The organism is Streptomyces sp. CA-294286, assembly GCF_050947155.1.
GTDB lineage: Bacteria > Actinomycetota > Actinomycetes > Streptomycetales > Streptomycetaceae > Streptomyces.
Genome location: NZ_CP192005.1, coordinates 2,716,514 through 2,739,837, shown reverse-complemented (window position 1 = coordinate 2,739,837; position 23,324 = coordinate 2,716,514). Strand labels below are relative to the sequence as shown.

The following is a 23,324-nucleotide window of genomic DNA, read 5'->3' as shown; positions in this document are numbered from 1 at the left end:
TGTACGTAGAGGCCCGCACGCAGGGGCCGGCGAGAAAAGCTGCACGTGGAAGTCTGTACGAAGCGGCCCTTACGGCAGGGCCGGTCGACAAGGCACCGTGCGCAGGACGCAGGACGCAGGACGCAGGACGCAGGACGCAGGACGCAGACACTGAACGCAGAGCACAGGCATCAGAGCGCGGATCTCAGCTCCCCGGACAAGGGTCGCCGAGACGCCGAGACGCCGGAACACTGAGACATAGCCCGTGAGTCGGCGACCGACGGCTGAGGCCCTTCGGCCTTGCGCCGGGAGCAGGACATCCAGGCAGTTGGACAGCAGACCAGAACAACTCCACTGCGCACACGACGCGTTGAAGACGCAGTAACCCGGTTTCGCCAGCGGATCTGCTCGGGGCCCCGCCCCTGGTGGCCCGCACTCTCTCCGCTCCTCCACATGGTTTCGCTCCGACCACTGACCGGCGGTCATCGACAGGTACGCGGCCGAACTGCCGCCACGCACCGCATGACGTCCTGACCGAGACGGACCGCACCCACCGGGCCGACCGGACCCACTCACCGCGCCGACCGCACCCACCGGACCCACCGCACCCACTCACCGCGCCGACCGCACCCACCGGGCCCACTGGGCCGACCGCCCCCACTGGACCGACGGCGCTCACTGGGCCGACAGTACCCACCGGGCCGACCGGCCCCACCCGACCGACCGCATCCACCGGACCGCCCGCACCGTCCTGACCGGGCGCCAGGCACGGTCGCCAGTATCCAAATCCCGCCCCATGCAAGGGACTACAAGGGACTTCCCGCCCCCGTAGTCAGTCCCCGTTCACGAGCAGTTCGACGAGCTCGTCCTTGTTGGCGACATGCCGGTAGAGGAATGTCGCGTCGGCGCCCAGGTGGGTGCCGAGCTTTCGCATGCCCAAGGACTCGATGCCGTCGGCACACCGCAGGAGCACCGCTTCGGCGACGATCCGCTCCCGGCTGCTGTGCGCGCTGCTCGGATCGCGTACGCGCACGCCCGTACGCACGCCCGTACCGGCCGTCGGCCGTGTGTCCCGGGCGCCGTTCACGCGGCCGACACGGTGTGGGGTCGGTCCCGTTTCCCGTGAGGCCGGACGCGTGGTGCGCAGGGCGCGATGCCCGCGGTTCTTCCAGTCGGCTGGACTTCACTCGTCGTTCACTCGACGTGCCCCGTGCGCTCCCCGTGCACCACCTAGTGTCACGGCCGAAACCACATGTCACCGGCCACGGGCCGTCTGTCACACACCACCCCTCGGAGGGGACTCGACGTGCGCAATCTGCTGCCGCTGCTCAACCCGTCGTCGCACGCCGGCGGACGTTCCGCACTCACGTGCCGTTACCGCTGCGGGGACGCCTGCTTCCAGGAAGTCCCGAACACCAGCGACAACGAGTACGCGGGCGACGTCATCGCGGGCGCCCTCTCGCGCCGCTCGATGATGCGGGCCGCGGCGGTGGTGACGGTCGCCACGGCGGCCGGGAGCGCGCTGACGCTGGGCCAGGCCCCCGAAGCCGCGGCGGCCGGGAGCAGGGGACACGGAAACGGCCACGGCAACGGCAACGGTTCGAAGGGCAAGGCCGCCCGCGGCCTGCGCTTCGCTCCCGTCGCCCCCAACACCGACGACAAGGTCACCGTCCCCGACGGCTACGACCAGAACGTCGTGATCCGCTGGGGCGACCCGATCCTGCGCGGTGCGCCCGCGTTCGACCCGGAGAACCAGACCGCGAAGGCCCAGGCCGGCCAGTTCGGTTACAACAACGACTTCCTCTCGCTGCTGCCTCTGCGCGGCGAGTTCGGCGGTCGCCGTCGCCAGCTCATGGTCGCCAACCACGAGTACAGCGACGAGAACCTGATGTTCCGGGGGTACGACCCGGAGAACCCGACCCGCGAGCAGTTCGAGATCGCTCTGGCGGCGCACGGTCTCAGCGTCGTGGTCGTCGAGGAGACGCGGCGCGGCAACGGCCTGACCGCCGTCCCCCGCCACCACCTCAACCGTCGCCTCACCGCCACCAGCACCTTCCGGCTCACCGGCCCCGCCGCCGGCAGCAAGTACCTCCGTACCTCCGCCGACCCGACCGGCCGGAAGGTGCTCGGCACGCTCAACAACTGCGCGGGCGGCACCACCCCGTGGGGCACCACCCTCCACGGAGAAGAGAACTTCAACCAGTACTTCGCCAACGGCTCCAGCGCCACCGACAAGCGCTACGGCCTCGGCAGCGGCCCCACCGAGCGCAAGTGGGAACGCTTCGACAAGCGCTTCGACGCCAAGCAGGAGCCCAACGAGTCGCACCGGCACGGCTGGGTCGTCGAACTCGACCCGTACGACCCCGACTCGACGCCCCGCAAGCGCACCGCCCTCGGCCGCTTCAAGCACGAGGCCGCGCAGCCCCGGCTGACCGACGACGGGCGGCCGGTCGTCTACATGGGCGACGACGAACGCTTCGACTACTTCTACAAGTTCGTCTCCTCGCGCCGCATGAAGAAGGGCAACTCGCGCGCGGCCCGCGAGCACAACCTGACCCTCCTCGACGAGGGCACCCTGTACGTCGCGAAGCTCACCGGCGACTCCCCCACCACGGAGATCGACGGCACGGGCAAGCTCCCCGCCGACGGCGAGTTCGACGGCTCGGGCATCTGGATTCCCCTCGCCACCGGCAACAAGTCCCACGTCCCCGGCATGACCGCCGAAGAGGTGTACGTCTTCACCCGTCTCGCCGGTGACAAGGTCGGCGCGACGAAGATGGACCGCCCCGAGGACGTCGAGCCCTCGCCCCGCACCGGCCGCGTCTACGTCGCGCTCACCAACAACACCGACCGCGGCAAGGCGGGCAAGGCCGGTGCCGACGAGGCCAACCCGCGCAACGCCAACAAGCACGGCCAGATCCTCGAACTCGCCGAGCACCGCAACGACGCCTCCGCGACACGTTTCGCCTGGTCCCTCTTCCTCGTCGCGGGCGACCCGAACGACCCCTCCACCTACTTCGCGGGCTTCCCCAAGGACCGGGTCTCCCCGATCTCCTGCCCCGACAACGTCGCCTTCGACCCGCACGGCAACCTGTGGATCTCCACCGACGGCAACAAGCTCGGCTCGCACGACGGCCTGTTCGGCGTCGCGGTCTCCGGCGACCGCCGGGGCGAGCTGAAGCAGTTCCTCACGGTTCCCATCGGCGCGGAGACCTGCGGTCCGGTCATCCAGTCCGAGCGCGTCCTGGTCGCGGTCCAGCACCCGGGCGAGACGGACGGCGCGTCCGTCGAGAAGCCCTCCTCGGTCTGGCCCGACGGCCCCGGCCGGATAGTCCGCCCGTCGGTCGTCTCGGTCTGGCGCAAGGACGGCTGCGACATCGGCGTCTGAGCGAGCGGGCAGGGGGCGCGTCGCCGCACGTCGAGGCGGCCGAGCGGGCATGGAGGGGAGCGGTGGCCGCTCCCCTCCACGCCCGCGTGCCGCGCCCGGTGGGTCTGCGTGTCCGCGTGCCGCGCCCGGTGGGTCTGCGCGTCCGTCCCGCGTGCCGCGGTTGCGGGGGTGGGAGGCGGGCTGGGGGGCGCGGCCCCAGGGATAGCCGCTCCCGGGCCCGCCCGGTCACGGGGCCGGGCAGGTGCCGTTTTTCGGGGGCGTGCCGTTGACGAGGGCGGCGGTGAGGGCGGCGTCGACGCACGGGTTGCCGGTCCTGGCGAGGCCGTGGGTCCGGCCGCCGACCGTGAGGAGGGCGGCGGGGAGGCGCTCGGCGACGGCCTGCGCCCCGGCGAGGGCCGTACGGACGTCCTCCTCGGCGTTGACGGCCAGGGGACGGGGGGCGGCCGGGGCCCGGATCGCGCCGAGCGGGGCCCGGCTGCGGGGCCAGGACGGGCAGGCGGAGTAGAGGGCGGCGTAAGCGGGAGCGGAGTCCTCGTTGCCCGACTCCCGTGCCGTGTCGGTCAGTTCCTTGAGGAAGCCCTCGGTGGTCTGCGGCCAGGCGTAGTCGGCGCAGTGCACGCCGAGGTCGAAGGCGGCCGGACGCGGGGGATTCTGGACGGCCTTCGCGACGTCTTTCGGGAAGCCCCTGTCCGCGTACGCCTTGAGGTCGGCGAAGGCGGTCGCGTCGGCGGTCGCGGTCCCGCTGCCCGTCGTGCCCTGCGCCTTGTCGACGGCGCGGCTGAAGCCCGGCCAGTCCGCGGGAGTGACCATGACGGCGGTGGCCGCCCCGAGGAGGTGGTCGGTTCTGGCGGCGACCGCGGCGAGGACCTCGTCCGGCTCGGGCGCGATCGCGCATTCCGCCGGGCCGGACGCGGCGCACCAGGACCGGAACCCGGCGGTGCGGTCGCGCAGTTCCCGGGCGGCCTTCTCGGCCGGGGAGAGGCCCGAGGTTCCGGCGGCCTCCTCCAGGGAGGCGCTCTGGGAGAGCACGAAGGGCACACCGCGTTCCGCCGGGTCGGCCGTGCCGTCCAGTACGGCGGCGCGGACGCGACCGGGGTGGGTGCGCAGGTACTCCTGGGCGAGGAGAGTCCCGTACGAGGCCGGGAGGAGACTCAGCCTGTCCTCGCCGAGTGCGAGCCGGAGGGACTCCAGGTCCGCGACCGAGTCGGCGGTGCCGAGGTGGGCGAGCAACGCACCGTACTTGGCGCGGCACTCGGCGACGTACTCGCGCGCGGACTTCTCCACGGCCGCCGGGTCCGCCTTCGCGAGGTCGGCGGGTGCGGTCTCGTCGAGCCGGCGCATGGCCCCGGTGGGCTCGCCGCAGTCGACAGGGGTGCTCGCCCCCGAACCGCGCCGGTCGAAGCCGACGATGTCGAAGAGGGCACGGAGCTGGGGCGGGAGCAGGTTCGCGGCGGTGTAGCGGCCCTGGAGCCCGGGGCCGCCGGGATCCATGACCAGGACGCCGATCCGGCGCTTGCGGTCGGTGGCGGGAAGGCGGGACACGGCGAGGTCCAGGGTGCCGGAGCCCGGGTCCGCGGCGTCCACGGGCACCTTGAGGTTTGCGCATTCGCGGCTGGGCTGCCCGGTGAGGGGGCAGTCGTCCCAGTCGGCCTCGGGGGTGGGGACGGCGGGAGGGGCGGCGGAGGGAGGCCGCTTCGTGGCGTCGCCCCCGTCACCGTCGTCCTTGCCCTGGCCGCACGCGGAGAGGGCGAGGACGAGGGCGGTGCAGAGGGCGATGCCGTACCGGGCGCGGGGCGGCGCGGCCGCGACCGCCGTACGAGGTCCGGGCCGGCTCTCTGCTGCCACGTCTCACACCCTTCGTCGTCGTCGCTCCGCCACGGGGTGGGGCGTAGCGTGGGCCGGTATTGCGCCGGGGGTCCGCAGCGCCGTGGTGGCTCGGTCGGCGTCCTGTCGTGTTGCCCGGTCCTACGGGTGCGGCTGTCGTCGCGGTGCTGCGGCGCGGGGCGGCGTTCCGAGGCACTCCTGCCGCCCCGCGCCGGGGGCCTTCGCACTGCCGCTGCGGCCCGTTCCTGCGCTGCCCCGCGCCCCCCGCGCCGCCGAGCCCCGCGCCGCCGCGCCCCGCGCCGTCGTGCCCGCGTGCGGAGCCGACCGCTCCCGCGTGCGGAGCCGACCGCTCCCGCGTGCGAGGCCGGAGCTGTCCGCCGACGCCCCGCCCCGTGCTCAGTGACGCAGCGCCTTGCCGATCTCCGCCTTGATCTCGCCCTGGAGCGACCGGTTGCTGCGCGCCGTCGCCTTCGCCTCCTTGCCCGCGTCGACGTCCTTCAGGTTGACGACGACCGCGTCGAGCAGATTGCCGCCCTCGTCGCGGAAGTTGACCTGTACGACGTAACTCTGCTTCTCCTCCTTCTTGTTGGAGGCGGTGACCTCGACGGTCGACCGGTCGCCGTCCGCCTTCACGTCGCCGGTCTCGACCTCGTCCTTGGCGTCCTTGCCGTCCTTGACCTCGTTCATTCTGGCCGAGGCGGACGCGGACGCGGAGGCGAAGGCCTCCTTGGTCCGGCCGGCGGCCTCTCCGGCCTTCGCGGTGGCGGACGCAGCCGCTTCACCGGCGTTCTTCGTGGCGTCGGAAACGGCGTTCGACGCCTTGTCCTTGTTCTCGTCGCTGCACGCGGAGACGGAGAACGTGAGGAGGGAGGCGACGACGGCGGCGCCCGTGGCGCGCAGGACGGCGGTGCGGTTGATCTTCATGCGGACCACCCTGCGCCGCCGCGGGCACTCTCGCGAGGCGGGTGGTCCATCAGAGTGCGCGCCCGTGCCCTCGCGCCTCGCCGCGCTCCTCTCCCGCGCTCGCCGTGCTTGTCGTGCGCGCCCTCGCCCGGAACGTTCCTCGCCCCGCATGCCCCACCCCCTCGCGGCTCCCGCGCCCGCCGCGCTCCTCTCCCGCGCCTGCCGCGCTCCTCACCCGCGTCCGCCGCGCTCCTCGTCCCAGCGCCCCGCGTGCCCCGCCCGCTCGCGGCTTTCGCGCCCGGTGTTCCCGCTGCGGCGGCCCGTGGCCCACCGTGCTCCCCACGCCACCACCGCCACGACCGTCCCCGCCGCCCCGACCGCCCACGCCGTGGTGCGCAGCGGCGCGGTCACCGTCGAGTACAGCGCCTCGGCGGCCGGTGCGCCGATCTCCGTCGTGAGGTGGGAGAGCGCCAGATTGTGGGTGATCGCCAGGGTCAGGGCGAGGAGGAGCGCGCCCGCGGTGAGGGCGAGGCCGGCGAAGGCGAGGGTGTGCAGGCGGCGGCCCGGTGGGGCGAGCAGCACGGCCAGTGCCGCGAGCGCCAGGACGAGGGGCGGCAGCCAACGGCCGGCCGGGGCGAGGAAGCGGTGAACGCTGCGCCAGGTGTCGAGCTGGTCCGTGCGGACCAGGACGATGTCCGTGTGGACGACCGGGAGGCGTTCGGCGAGCGGCACCCCGTCCGCGGCGAGCTGCCGTTTCAGCTCCTCGGTGACGGGGGCGAGGTCGACGGTGACGGTGTCCCCGCTGCCCCGGGGGGCGGCGAGTGCGTCGCGGAAGGCGTCGTGGGTGACGCGGTTCACCGTGTTCCACGCCGTGCGGTAGGCGTCGGTCCCGGTGAAGGAACGGGCCGCCTCGCCGAGGAGGCGTTCCGTGCCGTCCCGGAGCGGGCCCAGGTCGATCCTCTTCATCGTCTCGCTGGTCAGCCGTTCCGCGACCGCGTTCTGTACGTCCGGGTCGTCGGCGAGCGGTGCCATCGTCTCCACGTACCGCCCGGTGTCCTCGACCTCGCGGTCCGCCCACACCGCGACCGCGCCGACCGGCACGAGGAGGGCGACGAGGACGAGCAGGAGGACGGAGAGGCAGGTGCGGAGGCGGCGGCGCATCCCCCCAGCCAAGGGCAGCGCGGCCGACGGCGCCAGCAGTGTGCCGCCGGAGTGGTGAGGGCCACCGCCGCCCACCGTTGATCCACTTGCCGGTTCACCCGTCCGGGTGTGACCTGGTGGGGCGGGGGAGTGACCCGGGACGGCTCGCGCGACGCGGGCCGGCGACCTTGAGGAGTGTCCCGATGGGCGTACACGCAGCGGCACGGGGACGAGGCCGGGGTCCGGCCGGGGCCACGCGGGCGAGCTGGGCGATCCCCCTCCTCCTAGGTCTCGTGTACGGCGGCTACGCGGCCTTCATGGCACGTGGCACCGGCCCGCTCACCGGGGCGAACGTCCTGTTCGGGGCGGTGTGCGGGCTCGTCCTCGCCGCCGTCGCGTACGGCGTCGGACGGATCGGGAAGGGCCTGGCCGCGGGCCCCCGGGCCCTCTCGTACGCGGTCGTCCTCGGCGCGGCGATGGGCTTCCTGCACAGCCTGGCCGACGGCAGCGTCCTCAGCTCGGTGGCGCTGGGGCTGGCCCTCGGCGCGGCGATGCTGGTGGCCACGTACTACGCCCTGTCCACCCGGCCCGTGCCGCCCGTCAGGTATCGTGCCCGCGCGCTCCCCAGCGGCCGGAGATAATTCAACTACGACCAACTTCCTTCGGTTACGGTCGACTTCGCGGCAGGCGTCGCGACCGCACGCCGACCGGAGTAGAACACCTGTCGGTCAGCTAGGACGCAAGGACGCCTTGATAACGGGGAGTTGAGCCACCACACATGAGCACGAGCAGCCTTACCGCCCACCCGGACATCGCGATCGAGACCACCGGTCTGGTCAAGGTCTTCGGTGAGAACCGCGCCGTCGACGGCATCGACCTCCGCGTACCGACCGGCACCGTCTACGGCGTCCTGGGACCCAACGGCGCGGGCAAGACCACCGCCGTGAAGATGCTCGCGACGTTGCTGCGCCCGGACGGCGGCAGCGCCCGGGTCTTCGGCAAGGACGTGGTGAAGGACGCGGACGCGGTACGTTCCCTGGTCAGCCTCACCGGGCAGTACGCGTCCGTCGACGAGGACCTCACCGGCGCCGAGAACCTGATCCTGCTGGCCCGACTCCTCGGCCACTCCAAAGCGGGCTCCCGTTCCCGGGCCGCCCAGTTGCTCGAAGCGTTCGGGCTCACGGAAGCGGCGGGCAAGCAGGTCAAGAACTACTCCGGGGGCATGCGGCGCCGCATCGACATCGCCGCCTCCATCCTGAACACCCCCGACCTGCTCTTCCTGGACGAGCCGACCACCGGACTCGACCCGCGCAGCCGCAACCAGGTCTGGGACATCGTGCGGGCGGTCGTCGCGCAGGGCACGACGGTCCTGCTCACCACCCAGTACCTCGACGAGGCCGACCAACTGGCGTCCCGCATCGCCGTCATTGACCACGGCAAGGTGATCGCCGAGGGCACCAAGGGTGAGCTGAAGGCGTCGGTCGGCTCCGGCTCCGTGCACCTGCGGCTGCGCGAGGCGGCCCAGCGGGCGGAGGCGGAACGGATCCTGACCGACGCCATGAACGCGGTGGTCCAGCTCGACGCGGATCCCGTCGCGCTGACGGCGACCGTGGACGGGCAGGGCACCGACCGGGGCGCCGCCGAACAGGCCGCCCGCGCGCTGGCCGCCCTCGCCCGCGCCGACATCACCGTCGACAGCTTCGCGCTGGGCCAGCCCAGCCTCGACGAGGTCTTCCTGGCCCTCACGGACAAGAAGGGGGCAACGGCATGAGTACGGCACCGGCCACCGCCCAGCAGGATCAGAACGACGATCTCCACCTCGCGGCCCCCAAGGTCGACGCACTCGCGGCGCTGCTGGTCGCCAAGGACCGGCCGCCGCGGCCCAGCGCGCTGTCGGCCTCCCTCACCTTCGGGTGGCGGGCCATGCTGAAGATCAAGCACGTGCCGGAGCAGCTGTTCGACGTGACGGCGTTCCCGATCATGATGGTGCTGATGTACGCGTACCTCTTCGGCGGGGCGCTCGCCGGATCGGTCTCGGAGTACATCCAGTTCCTGCTGCCCGGCGTCCTCGTGATGTCGATCGTGATGATCACGATGTACACGGGCGTCGCCATCAACACGGACATCTCGAAGGGCGTCTTCGACCGCTTCCGCACCCTGCCGATGTGGCGGCCCGCGCCGATGGTCGGCTACCTGCTGGGCGATGTCATCAGGTACCTGATCGCGTCCGTGGTGATCCTGGCGGTGGGCCTGGTCATCGGCTACCGGCCGCAGGGCGGCGTGCTCGGCGTCCTGGCGGGGATCGCCCTGCTGCTGGTCTTCTCGTTCGCCTTCTCGTGGATCTGGACGATGTTCGGTCTGCTGCTGCGCTCCGAGAAGTCGGTGATGGGCGTCAGCATGATGGTGATCTTCCCGCTGACGTTCCTCTCCAACGTCTTCGTCGACCCGAAGACGATGCCGGGCTGGCTCCAGGCCTTCGTCAACAACAGCCCGGTGAGCCATGTGGCGTCCGCCGTGCGGGAGTTGATGGCGGGCAACTGGCCGGGCGCGGACATCGCGTGGTCGCTGGGCTGGGCGGCGTTCTTCCTGGTCGTCTTCGGAGCGGCGACGATGCGGCTCTACAACCGCAAGTAGCGCTCGGGACCGGTCGGCCGGGCGGCGCGGCCCACGGCCCGCGCGGGCCGTGCCGGGGTGCCCCGCGGCCAGGGTGCACCGCGTGGCCTGGACGCGCGGGCCGGTGCTCGACGGCGTGCTCCGCTCAGGCCGTGCCCAGCGCGAGCCCGCCGCCGCCCCGCAGTCCCTTCGGCGGCCACGCCGCCCGCAACTGGTGCCGCAGGGAGGCCGCCTTGCCGTGCACCGTCTCGGCGGGCAGCCCCGGCCGGGCCGGTACGTACGGCTGGCTGCGGCACGGCCGGCACAGGCCGCCCGGCAGTGCCGCGGCCTCGCCCGGCACCCCGCACTCCCGGCATTCCAGGATCGGCCTGCCCTGCCGGGGCTCGGGCAGCGGCGGCGGCAGCTGCTTGACCAGCTTGCGCTGGACGAAGGCGAAGGGGCTGAAGACGACGGGCGGAAGGATCAGGGCGAGGGAGTTCATCAGGCGTTCCTCGGAGGCCCCGCGCCGGAACCACTCCGCCGCGTACGGGATCAGCTCGACGCACTCGTTGTCGGAGAGGGGGAGCTTCGGCGTGCGGTGCGAGAGCCGCGACAGTGCCCGGTAGGCGCGTCGCTCCGGCTCGCCGGGGGTGTCGGCGACTTCTTCCGGGTGGTTCTCGGTCTCCTCGTCGGTGAGGTGCGAGCGCCACCAGGCGTCGGGGCGCGCGGTGCGGGAGAAGTAGGTGCGGGTCACGCGCAGGGTCCGGCCGTCCGCGTCGACGACCGTGTCCACCTGGTGGAAGAGGTGACCTGCGGCTTCGAGCTTGCGCAGGGCCGAGGAGACGGCCATCTGCCCGTACCCGGCGATCTCCTGGGCCAGGGCCTTGATGCCGATGTTGGCACCCTCGGGAAGCCGGTCGATGTAGTGGGCGATGGCGGATTCGCGGTGCGCGAGGTGGTCGAAGTCACTTCCTGCGCGCGGGAGTTGGTGCGGCGCTGTCCTCTTCCCGTACCCGGGGGCGGACATCGGGTGCGCGGGGCGGGACGGGGCGGGACTAAGCTGTTCGACAGCCATGGGGATCGCTTTCGTAGAGTGGGTCGATCTCTTCTGGTCAGACCCCCGATGCGGTGTTGGAGCACCCTCGGGGGTCGTTCTGTTGCGACGCACAGTACACGCTCGTCACGTCAAGTCGCCACACGGTCACGGATTGCCATCTCTCGCAAGAGGCTTGCGAGTTGGCGCCTCGCGCGCATGCGCGCCCGCATGCACCCGTGTGCGCCCGCACCCGTGTGCGCCCGCGCATGCGCGCGCGTGCGCGGGCGCGCGAAAGGGGTGGGGGGTGGGGTAGGGCCTCACCGTCCATTCCCCAGAGAAAGCGTCCCGACCACCGGATCTCGGGTCCTTCCCCGTGCCGCACGTGGCAGGGGGAAGGACCCGGGCCGTTCCGCGGTGGGTTCAGCCGAGCCGGAGGTCCGAGAGCTGCCGGGCGAAGGGCACGACTTCGTCGGGCCCGGTGTCCGGCCGGGTGGCCGTCGTCGCCTCCCCCCGGCGCAGCTGTGCCGCCAGCTCCGAGGCCGCCCGCGCGATGCGACGGGGCAGGCGGTCCGTGAAGCTGTCGCCCGTGCCGCCCCAGTCCTCGGAAGCCGCGAACACGGCTGTCGGGAGGACGACCGCCCGCAGGTGGGCGAAGAGCGGACGAACCGCGTGGTCCAGGGCGAGGGAGTGGCGGGCGGTGCCGCCGGTGGCGGCGATCAGCACCGGGGTTCCGGTCAGCGCGTCCGGGTCGACCAGGTCGAAGAAGGACTTGAAGAGGCCGCTGTAGGACGCGGAGAAGACCGGCGTGACGGCGATCAGCCCGTCCGCCCGTGCCACCGCGTCGATCGCCTCGCGCAGGGCGGCGTTCGGGAAACCCGTCACGAGGTGGTTGGCGATGGCGACGGCGAGTTCGCGCAGCTCGACGGTCCGGACGGAGACGTCGGGCAGTTCGGCCCGTACCGCCTCCGTCAGGCGGTCCGCCAGCAGGCGGGTGGACGACGGGACGCTCAGCCCCGCGGAGACGACGACCAGCTCGGTCATGACGCCGATGCCTCCTGCTTGTCGGCCCCGCCGACGGCGGGGGTGGTGGCGGTCGGGCCGGCGGACGCCGACGACTCGGCGACCCGGGCCGCGTGCGTGGGCCCGCCCGGGACCCGCTCGGGGCGACCGGCCGCGAACTCCTTGCGCAGCACGGGCACGACCTCCTCGCCCAGCAGGTCGAGCTGCTCCAGCACGGTCTTCAGCGGCAGCCCCGCGTGGTCCAGCAGGAACAGCTGGCGCTGGTAGTCGCCGAAGGTCTCGCGGAAGGTCAGGGTCTTCTCCACGACCTCCTGGGGGGAGCCGACGGTGAGCGGTGTCTCGGCGGTGAACTCCTCCAGGGAGGGCCCGTGGCCGTACACCGGGGCGTTGTCGAAGTACGGACGGAACGCCCGTACCGCGTCCTGCGAGTTCCTGGCCATGAACACCTGGCCGCCGAGGCCGACCACCGCCTGGTCGGGGGTGCCGTGCCCGTAGTGCGCGTACCGCTCGCGGTAGAGGTTGACGAGCTTCCGGAAGTGGTCCTTCGGCCAGAAGATGTTGTTCGCGAAGAAGCCGTCCCCGTAGTACGCGGCCTGCTCGGCGATCTCGGGCGACCGGATCGAGCCGTGCCAGACGAACGGCGGCACGCCGTCCAGGGGCCGCGGGGTGGAGGTGAAGGACTGGAGGGGGGTGCGGAACTTCCCCTGCCAGTCCACCACGTCCTGGCGCCACAGCTCGTGCAGCAGAGCGTAGTTCTCCACGGCGAGCGGGATGCCCTGGCGGATGTCCTTGCCGAACCACGGATAGACCGGGCCGGTGTTGCCGCGCCCCATCATCAGGTCGACGCGCCCGTCGGCCAGGTGCTGGAGCATCGCGTAGTCCTCGGCGATCTTCACCGGGTCGTTGGTGGTGATGAGGGTGGTGGAGGTGGAGAGGATGAGGTTCTCGGTGCGGGCGGCGAGGTAACCGAGCATCGTGGTGGGCGAGGACGGCACGAACGGCGGGTTGTGGTGCTCGCCGGTCGCGAAGACGTCGAGGCCGACCTCCTCCGCCTTCTGCGCGATGGCGACCATGGCCTTGATGCGCTCGTGCTCGGTCGGGACGCGTCCGGTCGTCGGGTCGGGCGTCACGTCGCCGACGGTGAAGATTCCGAACTGCATGGCGTTCATCGGGGCCACCTCAGAGTGTGTCGACAGGGCGCGTTCCACATTCTTGTTGAATGTTTAACGAACTCTGCAACGGTGGGCCCCGACGGCCTATTCCCGGGTACGCAACCGCGGCTGCGGACGGGTGCCGTCCCGCCGCGCGGCGGGACGGCACGGCAGGGTCCAGGCCCCCGCCCCGCGCGGGCGCGCTCAGTCCCCGGTCGTCCCGTCCGCCAGCTCGCGCAGGATGTCCAGGTGGCCGTTGTGCCGCGAGATCTCCTCGACGAGGTGCATCAGCACCCAGCGCAGGGTGGGCCTGGTGCCGTCCCTGGACGGCTGTGCGGCGAGTGCGTCCAGGTCGGTGCGGGCGACGAACGCGTCCCAGTCGGCGCACTTGCCCCGGTACTCCGCGATCAGCTCCTCCAGGGACGCCCCCTCGACCACGCGCATCTCACCGTCGGGGTCCTCGTCGGTCCACGGGCCCTCGTCCCGGCCGCCGCGGAACACGACGTCGAACCACCAGTGCTCGACCCAGCGCAGGTGGCTGATCAGCCCCCACAGGGACATCAGCGGCGAGCCCGGCAGCGGTGCGGCGGTCGCGTGCTCGGCGGAGACGCCCTCGCACTTCTCCCACGCGGTGCGCCGGGCGTATTCGAGGTACTTCGTCAGGGTGGAACGTTCGTCCCAGGCGGCGGGCCTGTCGCTGCGTGCCGGCGCGTTAGCCGTGTCAGTTGTCATCGGAGGGGATGGTGCCCCTGCCCGCGGCAACTGTCGAGCGATTAATCGAAGCGGGGCGTGCGCACCGTCCCCGATGGGGTGACCCCTGGACGAATCCGCCCCGGGCGCTCCCCGGCAGGTGCACGCTGCCGGGATGTCCACACGTACCGACGCCCCCGCCGACGCCGTCATGGATGCCCGTACGGACGCCCGTCCGCCCGTGCCGCCGCCGATCCCGCCCACCTGCCCGCACTGTCGGCAGGGAGTGCTGTGGAAGGACACCAGATCCGAGATCCGCGAGCAGGACGAGCACCACTGGCGCTGGTGGTGCGGCAACTGCCAGAAGCGCTTCAGGCCCACGGAGGAGCATCTGCGGCGCTTCTCCTGACCGGCCTCAGCGCTCCCCGGACACCGCCTCAGGCGTCAGCTCCCCGTCGATCACCTCGCGGGCCACGCTCGTCAGCCGTTTGCCGTTGCTGCGGGCGTGCCGCCGCAGGACGGCGAACGCCTGGTCCACGCCCACCGCCAGCCGGGCCGCGAGCACCCCTTTGGCCTGCTCGATGAGGATGCGGCTCTGGAGCGCGGTGCGGAGCTGGATGCCGGTGACCTGATGGGCGACCAGGGTCCGTTCGTGCACGAGGCCGATCGCGGCGGCGTCGGCGAGTGCCTGCCCGAGCCGGATGTCGAGTTCGGACAGCGGCCCCTCGCCGGTACGCAGGAGCAGCAGGCTGCCCAGGCGTTCGCGGCGCAGCCGCAGGGGCAGTGCGCACGCCCAGGTGTACGCGGCGCGGCGGGCGAGCGGTGCGAAGACGGGCCACCGCGCGTCCGCCCGCGAGAGGTCGATGCGTGTCAGGTCCTCGGCGTCGGTTCCGTCCCCGGCGTGGCACTCCAGCGCCGGCCCCTCGTGCGCGGTGACGTCGAGCAGTTCGGCGAGGGCGTCGCCGGGGTCGCAGGGTGCGACCGCGCGCAGCGGCTCGTTGACGGGGGCGATCAGTACCGCCGCAGCAGAAACGTCCAGCAACTCACGGCATCTCGAAGTGAGTTGATGAAGAAAATCGATGACGTCGAACTCGTCGACGAGTGTGTCGGCGAGTTCGACGAAGGCGTCCGCCAGTGTCAGCTCACGTTCCCTGGTCATGGTCGGATTCCTCGGCTCCTACGGCTTCGACTCCTGGTGCGTGCAGGGTTCCTGCGTTCTTCCACGTCTCTCCACAGAGTTCAGGGCGGTTCGCGCCCGATGTCCCTCCGGCCGCGGTCGTCGGTCAGCCGGAGCCGCCGTGCGACGACGTCCCGGGCGACGGCGACGACGGGCCGGTCCCGCGCGAACGCGTGGGCGCGAAGCCGCCCCAGGGCGGTGGCGAGATCCACCCCGAGATCGACGCTCAGCATGCCGGACGCCTGGTGCACGACCGCCCGGTGCAGCGTGCCGTGCGGCTCCTCCTGCGCCCGTGCGCCCGCCCCGTCCTGTGACGCGGTGGACAGCAGGTGGTGGGTGAGCGCGTCGCAGAGTGCCAGTGCCGCTTCGAGACCCTCCTCGGTGAGGGCCCGCGCCTCGCAGCCGTGCCCGATCAGCGCCCCGATCCGGATCGCCCCCAGCCTGAGCGGGAGGGCGAACACGGACCGTACGCCGAGTTCGACCGACCCGGGGGCGAACCCGGCCCAGCGCGAGTGCGGCAGGTTCCGTACGTCCGCGATCAGGTGCAGGGAACCGTCCCTGGCGGCCTCGACGCCGGGCCCTTCGCCGAGCGTGAACTGAAGGTCGGCCAGGCGTGCTGCCAACGGGTCGCTGTACCAGAGCAGTTCGTCCCCGCCGTCCGGCGTCGCGGCGGACACGGACACCCCGTCCAGCCCCAGCAACCCGGCGCAGTGCACGGTCCACTCCCCGGACGGCCCGGCACCTCGTGTGCTCAACAGGCCGACCAGTGCGTCCAGTTCTTCGAACAGGCAAGCCGACACGCGTCATCACTCCGAACACCGTGAACCGGACCGCGGCCCACGCCCCGTGGTGCCGCACTCTGCCGAACGGCGTCTTTGCTGTCCTCCCAGGATGCCCGCCCGGCAGGCGTTGGTTCAAATGCCTTGGACGGCAGGGGCAGAGGCTGGTACGGGGGTGTGTCGGGAGGGACGGCGCGGTGGTTTCGCGGACTCCTGTTGCTGCACCTGAGTGACCCTGTCGCGCGCCGCTCGCGCCGGTACCGCGCCGACCGGGTGCCGGGTGGTCACAGTCGGTCGATGCGACGAGTCGGATTCACCCGCGAGTGCGCGGTGTCGGTGTCGATGGCCGCCTGTCTCGTGCTGGGCGTCAACGCGGACGCGGACGCGGACGCGGGCACGGGCATGGGTGCGGGCCCGGGTGCGGGCATGGGAGCGGGCGCGGGCATGGGTGCGCAGGCGATGGGAGGTGTGGGCGGTGGTGCCGGTGGTGTGGTGAGGGCCGCCGAGCCCGTGCCCGGGACGGCAGAGGTCGAGCGGCTGTACCGGGAGGCGCGGGCCGCCGTGAAGGCGCACGAAGCGGGCCGGAGAGCGGTCGGGCGGGTGCGCGGGGAGGTGGTGCGATTGCGGGCCGCGGAAGGCGTCGAGCGGGCCCGGATCGCCCGACTGCGGGACGCCCTGGGGGGGTTGGCGCGAGGTCAGTACCGGCGGGGCGGCGGCCCGCTCACGTACACGGCCGGACTCCTGGCCGCCAGGTCGCCCGAGGACATGCTGGAGCGGGTGTCGCTGGCAGGCCGGGGCGGACACGCGACGGCGACGCTGCTGGCGCGGGTGCGGGAGTCCCGGGCACGGCTCGCGCGGGACCGGGCCGCGTCCACGAAACTGCTCGGGAAGCTCGGGGCGGAGTCGGCGCGGCGGGCGGCGGCCCGGCGGACCGTGGAGAGGAAACTCGGACGGGCGCAGGAGCGACTGCGCGCCGCCGAGGAGAGACGGCGCGCGGCGGCGGGCCAGGCGGGCCGCTCACTGGGCCGGGCGGCCCGGGGCGCGCCGGGCCCGCCGTGCGCCGGCGGAGCCGACGTGCAGCCGCTGGGCCCGCCGCCCGCGCCGGCCGACCGGGCCGCCGCCCCGCGGTGGGTGCGACCGGTCGATCCCGCGCCGCTGTCGTCGGGCTTCGCGGAGACGGGGGGCCGGTGGGCGCACCGGCACACCGGCCAGGACTTCGCGGTGTTCGACGGCGCGCCGGTACGGGCGGTGGGCGACGGGACCGTCCACTTCCTCGGGTGCGGGGACGGGTTCGGGAACCAGCTGATCCTGCGGCACGCGAACGGCTACTTCACGCAGTACGCGCACCTGTCCGTCTTCGGGGTGCGCCAGGGGCAGCGGGTGGTGGCCGGCGAGACGATCGGGCTGTCGGGCCGCACCGGCAACGTGTCCGGCCCGCATCTGCACTTCGAGGTGCGTGTGACGCCCCAGCTGGGATCCGGTGTCGACCCGCTGCCCTGGCTGCGGGAGCACGGCGTCTCCGTGTGAAAACCCGCTGCGAAGATCACCGTCCGGGTGTTTGGATGGGGCCGATGAGCACGGTGGTGGTACGGAGGCGACGGGACGCCGATCTGGACGCGTGCGTACGGATGCTGAGGGCCGTGCACGAGGCGAGCGGGTACCCGCGCGACTGGCCCGCGGAACCGGCGGGCTGGCTGGTGCCGGACGGCTCCCTCGGCGCGTGGGTCGCCGAGTCCGGGAACGGCCGGCTCGTCGGGCACGTGGCCCTGACGGCGGCGGACCCGGCGAAGGGGGACGTCGCTCCCGGTCTGTGGGACGGCGCCAAGCAGCCCCTGGCGGTCGTCGCGCGGCTGTTCGTCGCGCCGGACGGCCGGGGCGGCGGAGCCGGCCGGGCCCTGATGGGCCGAGTGAGCCGGGCGGCACGGAAGTGGGGGCGGCGGGCCGTGCTCGACGTGGTCGCCGCCGACACCGGCGCCGTCGCCTTCTACGAACGGATCGGGTGCCGGCTGCTCGGCTCGGGTGAACAGGACTGGGGCGGGGGCGAGTTCGTCGGAGTGCGGTGTTACGCGGTGCCCGAGCCGTCCGGCACGCCGGGCGCGGCGGCGACCTCCACGCCGGGAGCGCCCACCACCCCGTACCGCAGTGCCGTGGCGTACCGCGGCGCTGTCGTGCGCGGCAGCACTGTCGCGTCCCGCAGTGCCGTCCCGTACCGCAGTGCCGTGGCGTCCCGCAGTGCCGTCCCGTACCGCAGTGACCGACGAGGAGAGCCCATGACCGCATCGACATCCCCGGCCGCGGGGTCGGCGGCCACCGACCCCGGCACGCTGCATCCCATGGCCGGCCAGCCCCGGGTGGTCCTGCTGAAGCCGCTCGTGAAGTCGCCGCTGATCGAGGTCGGGGACTACTCGTACTACGACGACCCCGACGACCCGACCGCCTTCGAGACGCGGCACGTGCTCTACCACTACGGGCCGGAACTGCTGCGCATCGGCAGGTTCTGCGCGCTGGCCACCGGGGTGCGCTTCCTCATGAACGGCGCCAACCACCGGATGGACGGCCCGTCGACGTTCCCGTTCCCGATGATGGGCGGGGCCTGGGGGCCGCACGCGGACCTGCTGGCGGACCTGCCGGTGCGCGGAGACACGGTCGTCGGCAACGACGTGTGGCTCGGGAACGGCGTGACCGTCATGCCGGGCGTGCGGATCGGGCACGGGGCGATCGTCGCCGCCGGGTCGGTCGTGACCTCGGACGTACCGGACTACGCCGTCGTCGGCGGCAACCCGGCGCGGCTGATCCGCAAGCGGTTCACGGACGGGGAGATCGCCCGGTTGCTGGCGGTGGCCTGGTGGGACTGGCCGGTCGAGCACCTGACGCAGCACGTGCGGGTGGTCATGGCGGGGACCGTGGAGGAACTGGAGGCGGCTGCGCCGCGCTGAGGCGCGGGGCGGGCCGTCGAACGGCAGGACGTGGAACGGCAGGACGTGGAACGGCAGGACGTCGAACGGCAGGACGTCGTGCGGCGGGCCGTCCGGGTGTGTGAGTGCCCGGACGGCCCGCCGGTCCGCCGTGCCTACAGGTCGAACTCGTGCGGCGGCAGGTCCAGCGTGTAGCAGGCCTCCCGTACGACGGCCTGCTCCGACTTGTCGAAGTCGCCGTCCGCGCCGCCGATCACGATGCCGATCTGGATGACCGCACGCGCCTCCGCCGGCTTCTTCTTCGCCTTGGCGATCTCCTGGAGAACGCTCACCTTGCCGAAGGCGAAGTCCGCCGTCAGCTTGCCGCAGTAGTCGTTGAAGCGACGCTGGAGGTCGTCGGCGGGGAAGTTCTTCAGGACGTCGTTCGTGCCGATGAGGGCCGCCACGCGCTGCCGCTCGGCCGGGTCGATGCTGCCGTCGGCCGCCGCGACCAGCGCGCACATGGCCATGCTCGCGTCGCGGAACGAGCCGCTCTTCAGCTCGTTCTTCTTCGACTCCAGCTGGGTCTGCATCGTAGAGGCGGTTTCCTTGAGGCGGTCCCACAGGGCCATGAAGTGTCTCCGTCTTCAGGTGATTGATCTACAGCTTTGTAGAATCTAACAGGATGTGAGCCGCAGGAGTTCCCAAGGGGCCGCCGGGGACGGGGCGGGGCCCGCCGGGGACGGGGCGGGGCTCGCCGGGGACGGGGCCCGCCGGGAACGCGGAGAGGCCCACGCGGTCGGTCCGCGTGGGCCTCTCCGGTGCGGTCGCTACTGTCCCGGGTGGGCGGGCTCCGCGGGGACGATCGGCGCCGGGAGGGTGGCCGTGCCGGGGGCCTGCGGCGTCGTGGCGGCGCCCGGGACCTTCGGCAGCTCGGGCAGGCCCTTCAGGTCGGGGGCCGGGAGGCCGTCGCCGAGCAGGACGGCGGCCAGCACGTTCACGCTGCCGGTGATGACGGCCTTGACCGCGGCGGCGGTGGCCTTCGGGTCGCCCTTCTCCACCGCCTTCAGGAGCGCGGTGACGTCAGCCCGGAGGTCCGCCGCCGCCTTGGCCTTCAGGCCGGGGTCGGCCGGGGCCTTGGCCGCGGGAACCGGCTTGGACAGCGTGGCGAGCGCCTCGTCGACGGGCTTGCCGAGCATGGCCGCGGCGTCCGGGGCGACCTTGCCGTCGGGGGCCTTGAGCACCGCCCCCACGAGGTCGGAGACCGGCTTGAGGACGCCGGCGGTGTCCGCCAGGCTCTTCGCCTGCCCGGTGAGCGCCTCCGCACCGGGGATCGGGCCGGGGGCGGCCTCGGAGGTCACCGGGTGGTCGTTGACGACCGCGATGGCCGGGCCCGCCGTGCCCAGGGCGAGGGCGCCGCACACGGCGGTCGAGACGAGGAGGCCGGCTTTGCGGGACATGCGCATGGAGAGGGTTCCTTTCAGAGGTGCGAGGGAGCGGGGTGCTCCTCTCCACCGTCCGAAGGGTGTTGACGCACCGCAATATTTCAGCCACGGAGCGTCATGGCCGAGGGCTGCCCGCCGACGGGTGGGCAGCCCTGTGACCTCGTGTTTCCGGCCGGTTCCGGGCTCGGCGGACGAGTGTGACGCTGCGTCCGATCGAGCGAGTCAGGACCGTGCCGCCTGGGGCGGGGTCTCCGCCGCCTGCGAGGGCGTCCCGACGGGTGGGCCGTCGGGAGGGAACGGCGCCTCGCCGGAGAGGGGCTCGGCCGGGGGCGTCGACGCCGTCTCCGCCGCGATCATGTCCTCCATGGTCGGCGGGCCCGCCGTCGGCGGTTTGCGCCTGCCCGGCAGCCCCTGGAGCCGGGAGAACAGGGGCTCCGTCCAGCGGGCGGCCAGCGGGCCGATGACGACCAGGATCAGGACGTACGCGGTCGCGATCGGCCCGATGCGCGGTTCGGTGGCCACCGCCAGGCCCGCGATGACGATCGAGAACTCGCCGCGCGCGACGAGCGTGCCGCCCGCGCGCAGCCGTCCCTTGCGCCCGATGCCGGCCCGCCTCGCCGCGTACCAGCCCGTGCCGATCTTCGTGAACGTGGTGACGAGCGCGAGCAGGAGGGCGGGCAGGAGTACGGGCGGGATGTCCGCCGGGTTCGTGGAGAGGCCGAAGAAGACGAAGAAGACGGCGGCGAAGAGGTCCCGCAGCGGGGCGAGGAGCTTGTGCGCGCCCTCGGCGACCTCGCCGGAGAGCGCGATGCCGACGAGGAAGGCGCCGACCGCCGCCGAGACCTGGAGCTGCTGGGCGAGGCCCGCCACCAGGACGGTCAGGCCGAGCACCACCAGCAGCAGCATCTCCGGGTTGTCGGAGGACACCGCACGGCTGATCAGCCGGCCGTGGCGCAGCGCCGCGTACAGGACCAGGCCGACCGTGCCCAGCGAGATGAGCAGCGTGATGCTGCCGCCCGCCAGGCCGACGCCCGCGAGCATCGCCGTCAGGAGCGGGAGGTAGACCGCCATCGCGAGGTCTTCCATGACCAGGATGCCCAGCACGACGGGGGTTTCCCGGTTGCCGAGGCGGCCGAGGTCGGTCATCACCTTGGCGATGACGCCGGAGGACGAGATCCAGGTGACGCCCGCGAGGGCGACCGCGCCGACCGCGCCCCAGCCGAGGACGAGGGCGGCGACCGCGCCGGGGACCGCGTTGAGGAGGAAGTCGACGATGCCGGACGGGTACTGCGTCTTGAGGCTGGTGACCAGCTCGCTCGCGCTGTACTCCAGGCCGAGCAGGAGCAGGAGCAGGATGACGCCGATCTCGGCGCCGACGGCGGTGAAGTCCTCGCTCGCGTCGAGCGGGATGAGCCCGCCGTGGCCGAAGGCGAGACCGGCCAGGAGGTAGAGCGGGATCGGGGACAGGCCTATTCGGCCGGCCAGGCGGCCGATGATCCCCAGGGTGAGGATGACGGCGCCCAGTTCGATGAGGAGAGCGGTGGTGTGGTGCAAGGCGATCGGTCCGTCCCTCAGTCGTCGGCGCCGGCGGCGGCACGGGCGTCCCGCGCGTCGCCGCGGGCGGTGTCGGCGGTCGCGCCGGAGGACGTCCCGGCGATCAGGTCCGCGAGGGTGTCCACGCCCTCCCGGGTGCCGACCGCCACGAGGGTGTCCCCGATGGCGAGGCGGAAGGCCGGCTCGGGCGAGGGGTGCGCACTGGCACGGCGCAGCACCGCCACGATGGAGGCGCCGGTACGGGTGCGGGCCTTCGTGTCGCCGAGGAGCTTCCCGCCGTACGGGGACCTCGACGTCACCGGGATGTGCTCGGTGACCAGGTCGATGCCGTCGGTGCGCACGGCGTCGATGGGGGAGGCGTCCAGGAGGTGGGCGAGGGCGGTCGCCTCGTCCGGGGAGAGCGGGATCGCCTGCTGGCAGGCGTCGGGGTCGTCCCGGTCGTAGAACCCGAGGAAGCGGCGGCCGTCGTGGTGCACGACGACGGAGACGTGCCGCCCGCCCTCGGTGACGAAGTCGTACTGGGTGCCGATGCCGGGGAGTGTGGAACGGCGGGTTCCCATGGGGGCCTCCGGAGGAGATCAGGGCTTGCTGACGGCCGGGGAAGGTGCGGAGAACGGCGTTAAGAACGTGACAAGACTGGTCGACTTTAATGTTCCATTACTTTATCCTGCGCCGTGGTGAGGTCCTTTGGGTGCATGTACGGTGATATGTGGCTCATGATCGGCGGGGGTTTCGCACGTTTCGGGGCTCACTGCCCGGAGAGGCGCTCAGCATGGTGCAAATCGGATACACGATGATGACCGAGCAGGCCGGGCCCCGTGCCCTGGTCGACCACGTGGTGGGCGCGGAGAAGGCGGGTTTCGACTTCTCCGTCACCTCGGACCACTACTTCCCCTGGCTGGAGGAGCAGGGCCACGCGCCGTACGCCTGGAGCGTGCTGGGCGCGGCGGCGCAGGCCACCGAGCGGATCCCGCTCATGACGTACGTGACCTGCCCCTCCCTCCGGTACCACCCGGCCGTCGTGGCGCAGAAGGCCGCGACGATGCAGCTGCTCTCGCAGGGCCGTTTCCGGCTCGGGCTGGGATCGGGCGAGAACCTCAACGAGCACGTGGTGGGGGCGGGCTGGCCGGCCGCGCACGTACGCCTGGAGATGCTGGAAGAGGCCGTGGAGATCATCCGGGCCCTGTTCCGGGGTGAGAACGTCAACCACCACGGTGCGCACTTCGACGTCGAGAACGCGAAGCTGTGGGACCTGCCCGGGGACGAGGGGCTCGACCTCCCGGGCATCGGCATCGCGGTCTCCGGCCCGCGCTCCTGCGAACTCGCCGGACGGCTCGGCGACCTCGTCATCGCGACGGAGGCCAAGGCCGAACTCGTCGAGTCGTTCGACCGGCACGGCGGCACGGGCAAGCCGCGCGTCGGTCAGCTCCCGGTGTGCTTCGACACCGACCGGGACGCGGCGGTGGCGCGGGCGCACGACCAGTTCCGCTGGTTCGCGGGCGGCTGGAAGGTGAACTCCGAACTCCCCGGCCCGGCGGGCTTCGCCGGGGCGACGCAGTTCGTCCGGCCCGAGGACGTGGCCGAGACCATCCCCTGCGGCTCGAAGGTGGAGGACTTCGTCGAGGCCGTACGACCGTACGCGGAGGCCGGGTTCACCGAGGTGGCGCTCGTCCAGATCGGCGGCGACCAGCAGGAACCGTACCTGGAGTGGGCGGAGAAGGAACTGCTGCCCGCGCTGCGCGAACTGTGATT

Annotated in this window: 21 protein-coding genes and 2 pseudogenes; 9 read left to right on the top strand and 14 right to left on the bottom strand. The window is 72.6% G+C overall.

What is annotated here, in order from left to right:
- Positions 1 to 811: 811 nt before the first annotated feature.
- Entirely contained in the window at positions 812 to 1,066 is a 255-nt protein-coding gene (locus ACQPZG_RS16945; protein WP_433546589.1) for a hypothetical protein, read from the bottom strand.
- A gap of 219 nt (positions 1,067 to 1,285) precedes the next feature.
- On the opposite strand from ACQPZG_RS16945, the gene ACQPZG_RS16940 reads away from it, so the two are divergent.
- Complete coding sequence (locus ACQPZG_RS16940) at positions 1,286 to 3,367, top strand: PhoX family protein (RefSeq protein WP_433546588.1); 2,082 nt, start codon at positions 1,286 to 1,288, stop codon at positions 3,365 to 3,367.
- A 225-nt stretch (positions 3,368 to 3,592) separates the two neighbouring features.
- Here the strand turns inward: ACQPZG_RS16940 and ACQPZG_RS16935 are convergent, their stop codons facing one another.
- The 3 genes from ACQPZG_RS16935 to ACQPZG_RS16925 all read right to left on the bottom strand — a co-directional run bounded on the left by ACQPZG_RS16935 (position 3,593) and on the right by ACQPZG_RS16925 (position 7,255).
- Positions 3,593 to 5,212, bottom strand: coding sequence for an alpha/beta fold hydrolase (locus ACQPZG_RS16935; protein ID WP_433546587.1), 1,620 nt, complete (start codon positions 5,210 to 5,212; stop codon positions 3,593 to 3,595).
- A 375-nt stretch (positions 5,213 to 5,587) separates the two neighbouring features.
- The gene (locus ACQPZG_RS16930; protein WP_433546586.1) at positions 5,588 to 6,115 is read right to left on the bottom strand and encodes a hypothetical protein; all 528 of its coding nucleotides are present in this window, start codon (positions 6,113 to 6,115) and stop codon (positions 5,588 to 5,590) included.
- Positions 6,116 to 6,325: 210 nt separating this feature from the next.
- Complete coding sequence (locus ACQPZG_RS16925) at positions 6,326 to 7,255, bottom strand: hypothetical protein (RefSeq protein WP_433546585.1); 930 nt, start codon at positions 7,253 to 7,255, stop codon at positions 6,326 to 6,328.
- A gap of 182 nt (positions 7,256 to 7,437) precedes the next feature.
- Here ACQPZG_RS16925 and ACQPZG_RS16920 point away from each other — a divergent pair, with 182 nt between their 5' ends.
- The 3 genes from ACQPZG_RS16920 to ACQPZG_RS16910 all read left to right on the top strand — a co-directional run bounded on the left by ACQPZG_RS16920 (position 7,438) and on the right by ACQPZG_RS16910 (position 9,868).
- Positions 7,438 to 7,875 (top strand): hypothetical protein, encoded by a 438-nt coding sequence (locus ACQPZG_RS16920; protein ID WP_433546584.1) that lies wholly within the window; start codon positions 7,438 to 7,440, stop codon positions 7,873 to 7,875.
- Between the two features lie 137 nt (positions 7,876 to 8,012).
- A complete protein-coding gene (locus ACQPZG_RS16915) occupies positions 8,013 to 9,005 on the top strand; it encodes an ATP-binding cassette domain-containing protein (RefSeq protein WP_433546583.1) in 993 nt (330 codons plus the stop codon).
- Positions 9,002 to 9,868, top strand: coding sequence for an ABC transporter permease (locus ACQPZG_RS16910; protein WP_433546582.1), 867 nt, complete (start codon positions 9,002 to 9,004; stop codon positions 9,866 to 9,868). Before ACQPZG_RS16915 ends, ACQPZG_RS16910 begins: the two co-directional genes overlap by 4 nt.
- 124 nt (positions 9,869 to 9,992) lie before the next feature.
- Here the strand turns inward: ACQPZG_RS16910 and ACQPZG_RS16905 are convergent, their stop codons facing one another.
- The 4 genes from ACQPZG_RS16905 to ACQPZG_RS16890 form a co-directional block, all read right to left on the bottom strand.
- Positions 9,993 to 10,901, bottom strand: coding sequence for a hypothetical protein (locus tag ACQPZG_RS16905; protein ID WP_433546581.1), 909 nt, complete (start codon positions 10,899 to 10,901; stop codon positions 9,993 to 9,995).
- A 381-nt stretch (positions 10,902 to 11,282) separates the two neighbouring features.
- Positions 11,283 to 11,903: an FMN reductase gene (locus tag ACQPZG_RS16900; RefSeq protein WP_433546580.1), complete on the bottom strand. Its 621-nt coding sequence runs from the start codon at positions 11,901 to 11,903 to the stop codon at positions 11,283 to 11,285.
- Entirely contained in the window at positions 11,900 to 13,042 is a 1,143-nt protein-coding gene (locus ACQPZG_RS16895) for an LLM class flavin-dependent oxidoreductase (RefSeq protein WP_433549440.1), read from the bottom strand. The genes ACQPZG_RS16900 and ACQPZG_RS16895 overlap by 4 nt, the downstream gene beginning before the upstream one ends.
- 195 nt (positions 13,043 to 13,237) lie before the next feature.
- Positions 13,238 to 13,765, bottom strand: a complete 528-nt coding sequence (locus ACQPZG_RS16890) for a DinB family protein (RefSeq protein WP_433546579.1) — start codon at positions 13,763 to 13,765, stop codon at positions 13,238 to 13,240.
- A 133-nt stretch (positions 13,766 to 13,898) separates the two neighbouring features.
- Here ACQPZG_RS16890 and ACQPZG_RS16885 point away from each other — a divergent pair, with 133 nt between their 5' ends.
- Positions 13,899 to 14,132, top strand: coding sequence for a hypothetical protein (locus ACQPZG_RS16885; RefSeq protein WP_433546578.1), 234 nt, complete (start codon positions 13,899 to 13,901; stop codon positions 14,130 to 14,132).
- A 6-nt stretch (positions 14,133 to 14,138) separates the two neighbouring features.
- Here ACQPZG_RS16885 and ACQPZG_RS16880 read toward each other — a convergent pair whose 3' ends face one another.
- Entirely contained in the window at positions 14,139 to 14,882 is a 744-nt protein-coding gene (locus ACQPZG_RS16880; RefSeq protein WP_433546577.1) for an ANTAR domain-containing protein, read from the bottom strand.
- Positions 14,883 to 14,962: 80 nt separating this feature from the next.
- Complete coding sequence (locus tag ACQPZG_RS16875; protein WP_433546576.1) at positions 14,963 to 15,700, bottom strand: GAF domain-containing protein; 738 nt, start codon at positions 15,698 to 15,700, stop codon at positions 14,963 to 14,965.
- A 276-nt stretch (positions 15,701 to 15,976) separates the two neighbouring features.
- Here ACQPZG_RS16875 and ACQPZG_RS16870 point away from each other — a divergent pair, with 276 nt between their 5' ends.
- The 3 genes and pseudogenes from ACQPZG_RS16870 (at position 15,977) to ACQPZG_RS16860 (ending at position 18,615) form a co-directional block, all read left to right on the top strand.
- Entirely contained in the window at positions 15,977 to 17,206 is a 1,230-nt protein-coding gene (locus tag ACQPZG_RS16870) for a M23 family metallopeptidase (RefSeq protein ID WP_433546575.1), read from the top strand.
- A 35-nt stretch (positions 17,207 to 17,241) separates the two neighbouring features.
- Positions 17,242 to 17,697 (top strand): annotated as a pseudogene (locus tag ACQPZG_RS16865) (GNAT family N-acetyltransferase); the annotation flags it as partial.
- A gap of 252 nt (positions 17,698 to 17,949) precedes the next feature.
- Positions 17,950 to 18,615, top strand: coding sequence for a CatB-related O-acetyltransferase (locus ACQPZG_RS16860; RefSeq protein WP_433549439.1), 666 nt, complete (start codon positions 17,950 to 17,952; stop codon positions 18,613 to 18,615).
- Positions 18,616 to 18,749: 134 nt separating this feature from the next.
- Here the strand turns inward: ACQPZG_RS16860 and ACQPZG_RS16855 are convergent, their stop codons facing one another.
- The 4 genes and pseudogenes from ACQPZG_RS16855 to ACQPZG_RS16840 all read right to left on the bottom strand — a co-directional run.
- Positions 18,750 to 19,205: a tellurite resistance TerB family protein gene (locus ACQPZG_RS16855; protein WP_185034114.1), complete on the bottom strand. Its 456-nt coding sequence runs from the start codon at positions 19,203 to 19,205 to the stop codon at positions 18,750 to 18,752.
- 198 nt (positions 19,206 to 19,403) lie between these two features.
- Positions 19,404 to 20,033, bottom strand: coding sequence for a hypothetical protein (locus ACQPZG_RS16850; RefSeq protein WP_433546574.1), 630 nt, complete (start codon positions 20,031 to 20,033; stop codon positions 19,404 to 19,406).
- A 207-nt stretch (positions 20,034 to 20,240) separates the two neighbouring features.
- A complete protein-coding gene (locus ACQPZG_RS16845; RefSeq protein ID WP_433546573.1) occupies positions 20,241 to 21,572 on the bottom strand; it encodes a cation:proton antiporter domain-containing protein in 1,332 nt (443 codons plus the stop codon).
- Positions 21,573 to 21,670: 98 nt separating this feature from the next.
- A pseudogene (locus tag ACQPZG_RS16840) lies at positions 21,671 to 22,132 on the bottom strand (cation:proton antiporter regulatory subunit); the annotation flags it as partial.
- A gap of 212 nt (positions 22,133 to 22,344) precedes the next feature.
- Here ACQPZG_RS16840 and ACQPZG_RS16835 point away from each other — a divergent pair.
- On the top strand, positions 22,345 to 23,322 hold the full coding sequence (locus ACQPZG_RS16835) for an LLM class F420-dependent oxidoreductase (RefSeq protein WP_433546572.1): 978 nt from the start codon (positions 22,345 to 22,347) through the stop codon (positions 23,320 to 23,322).
- The last annotated feature ends 2 nt before the right edge of the window (positions 23,323 to 23,324 follow it).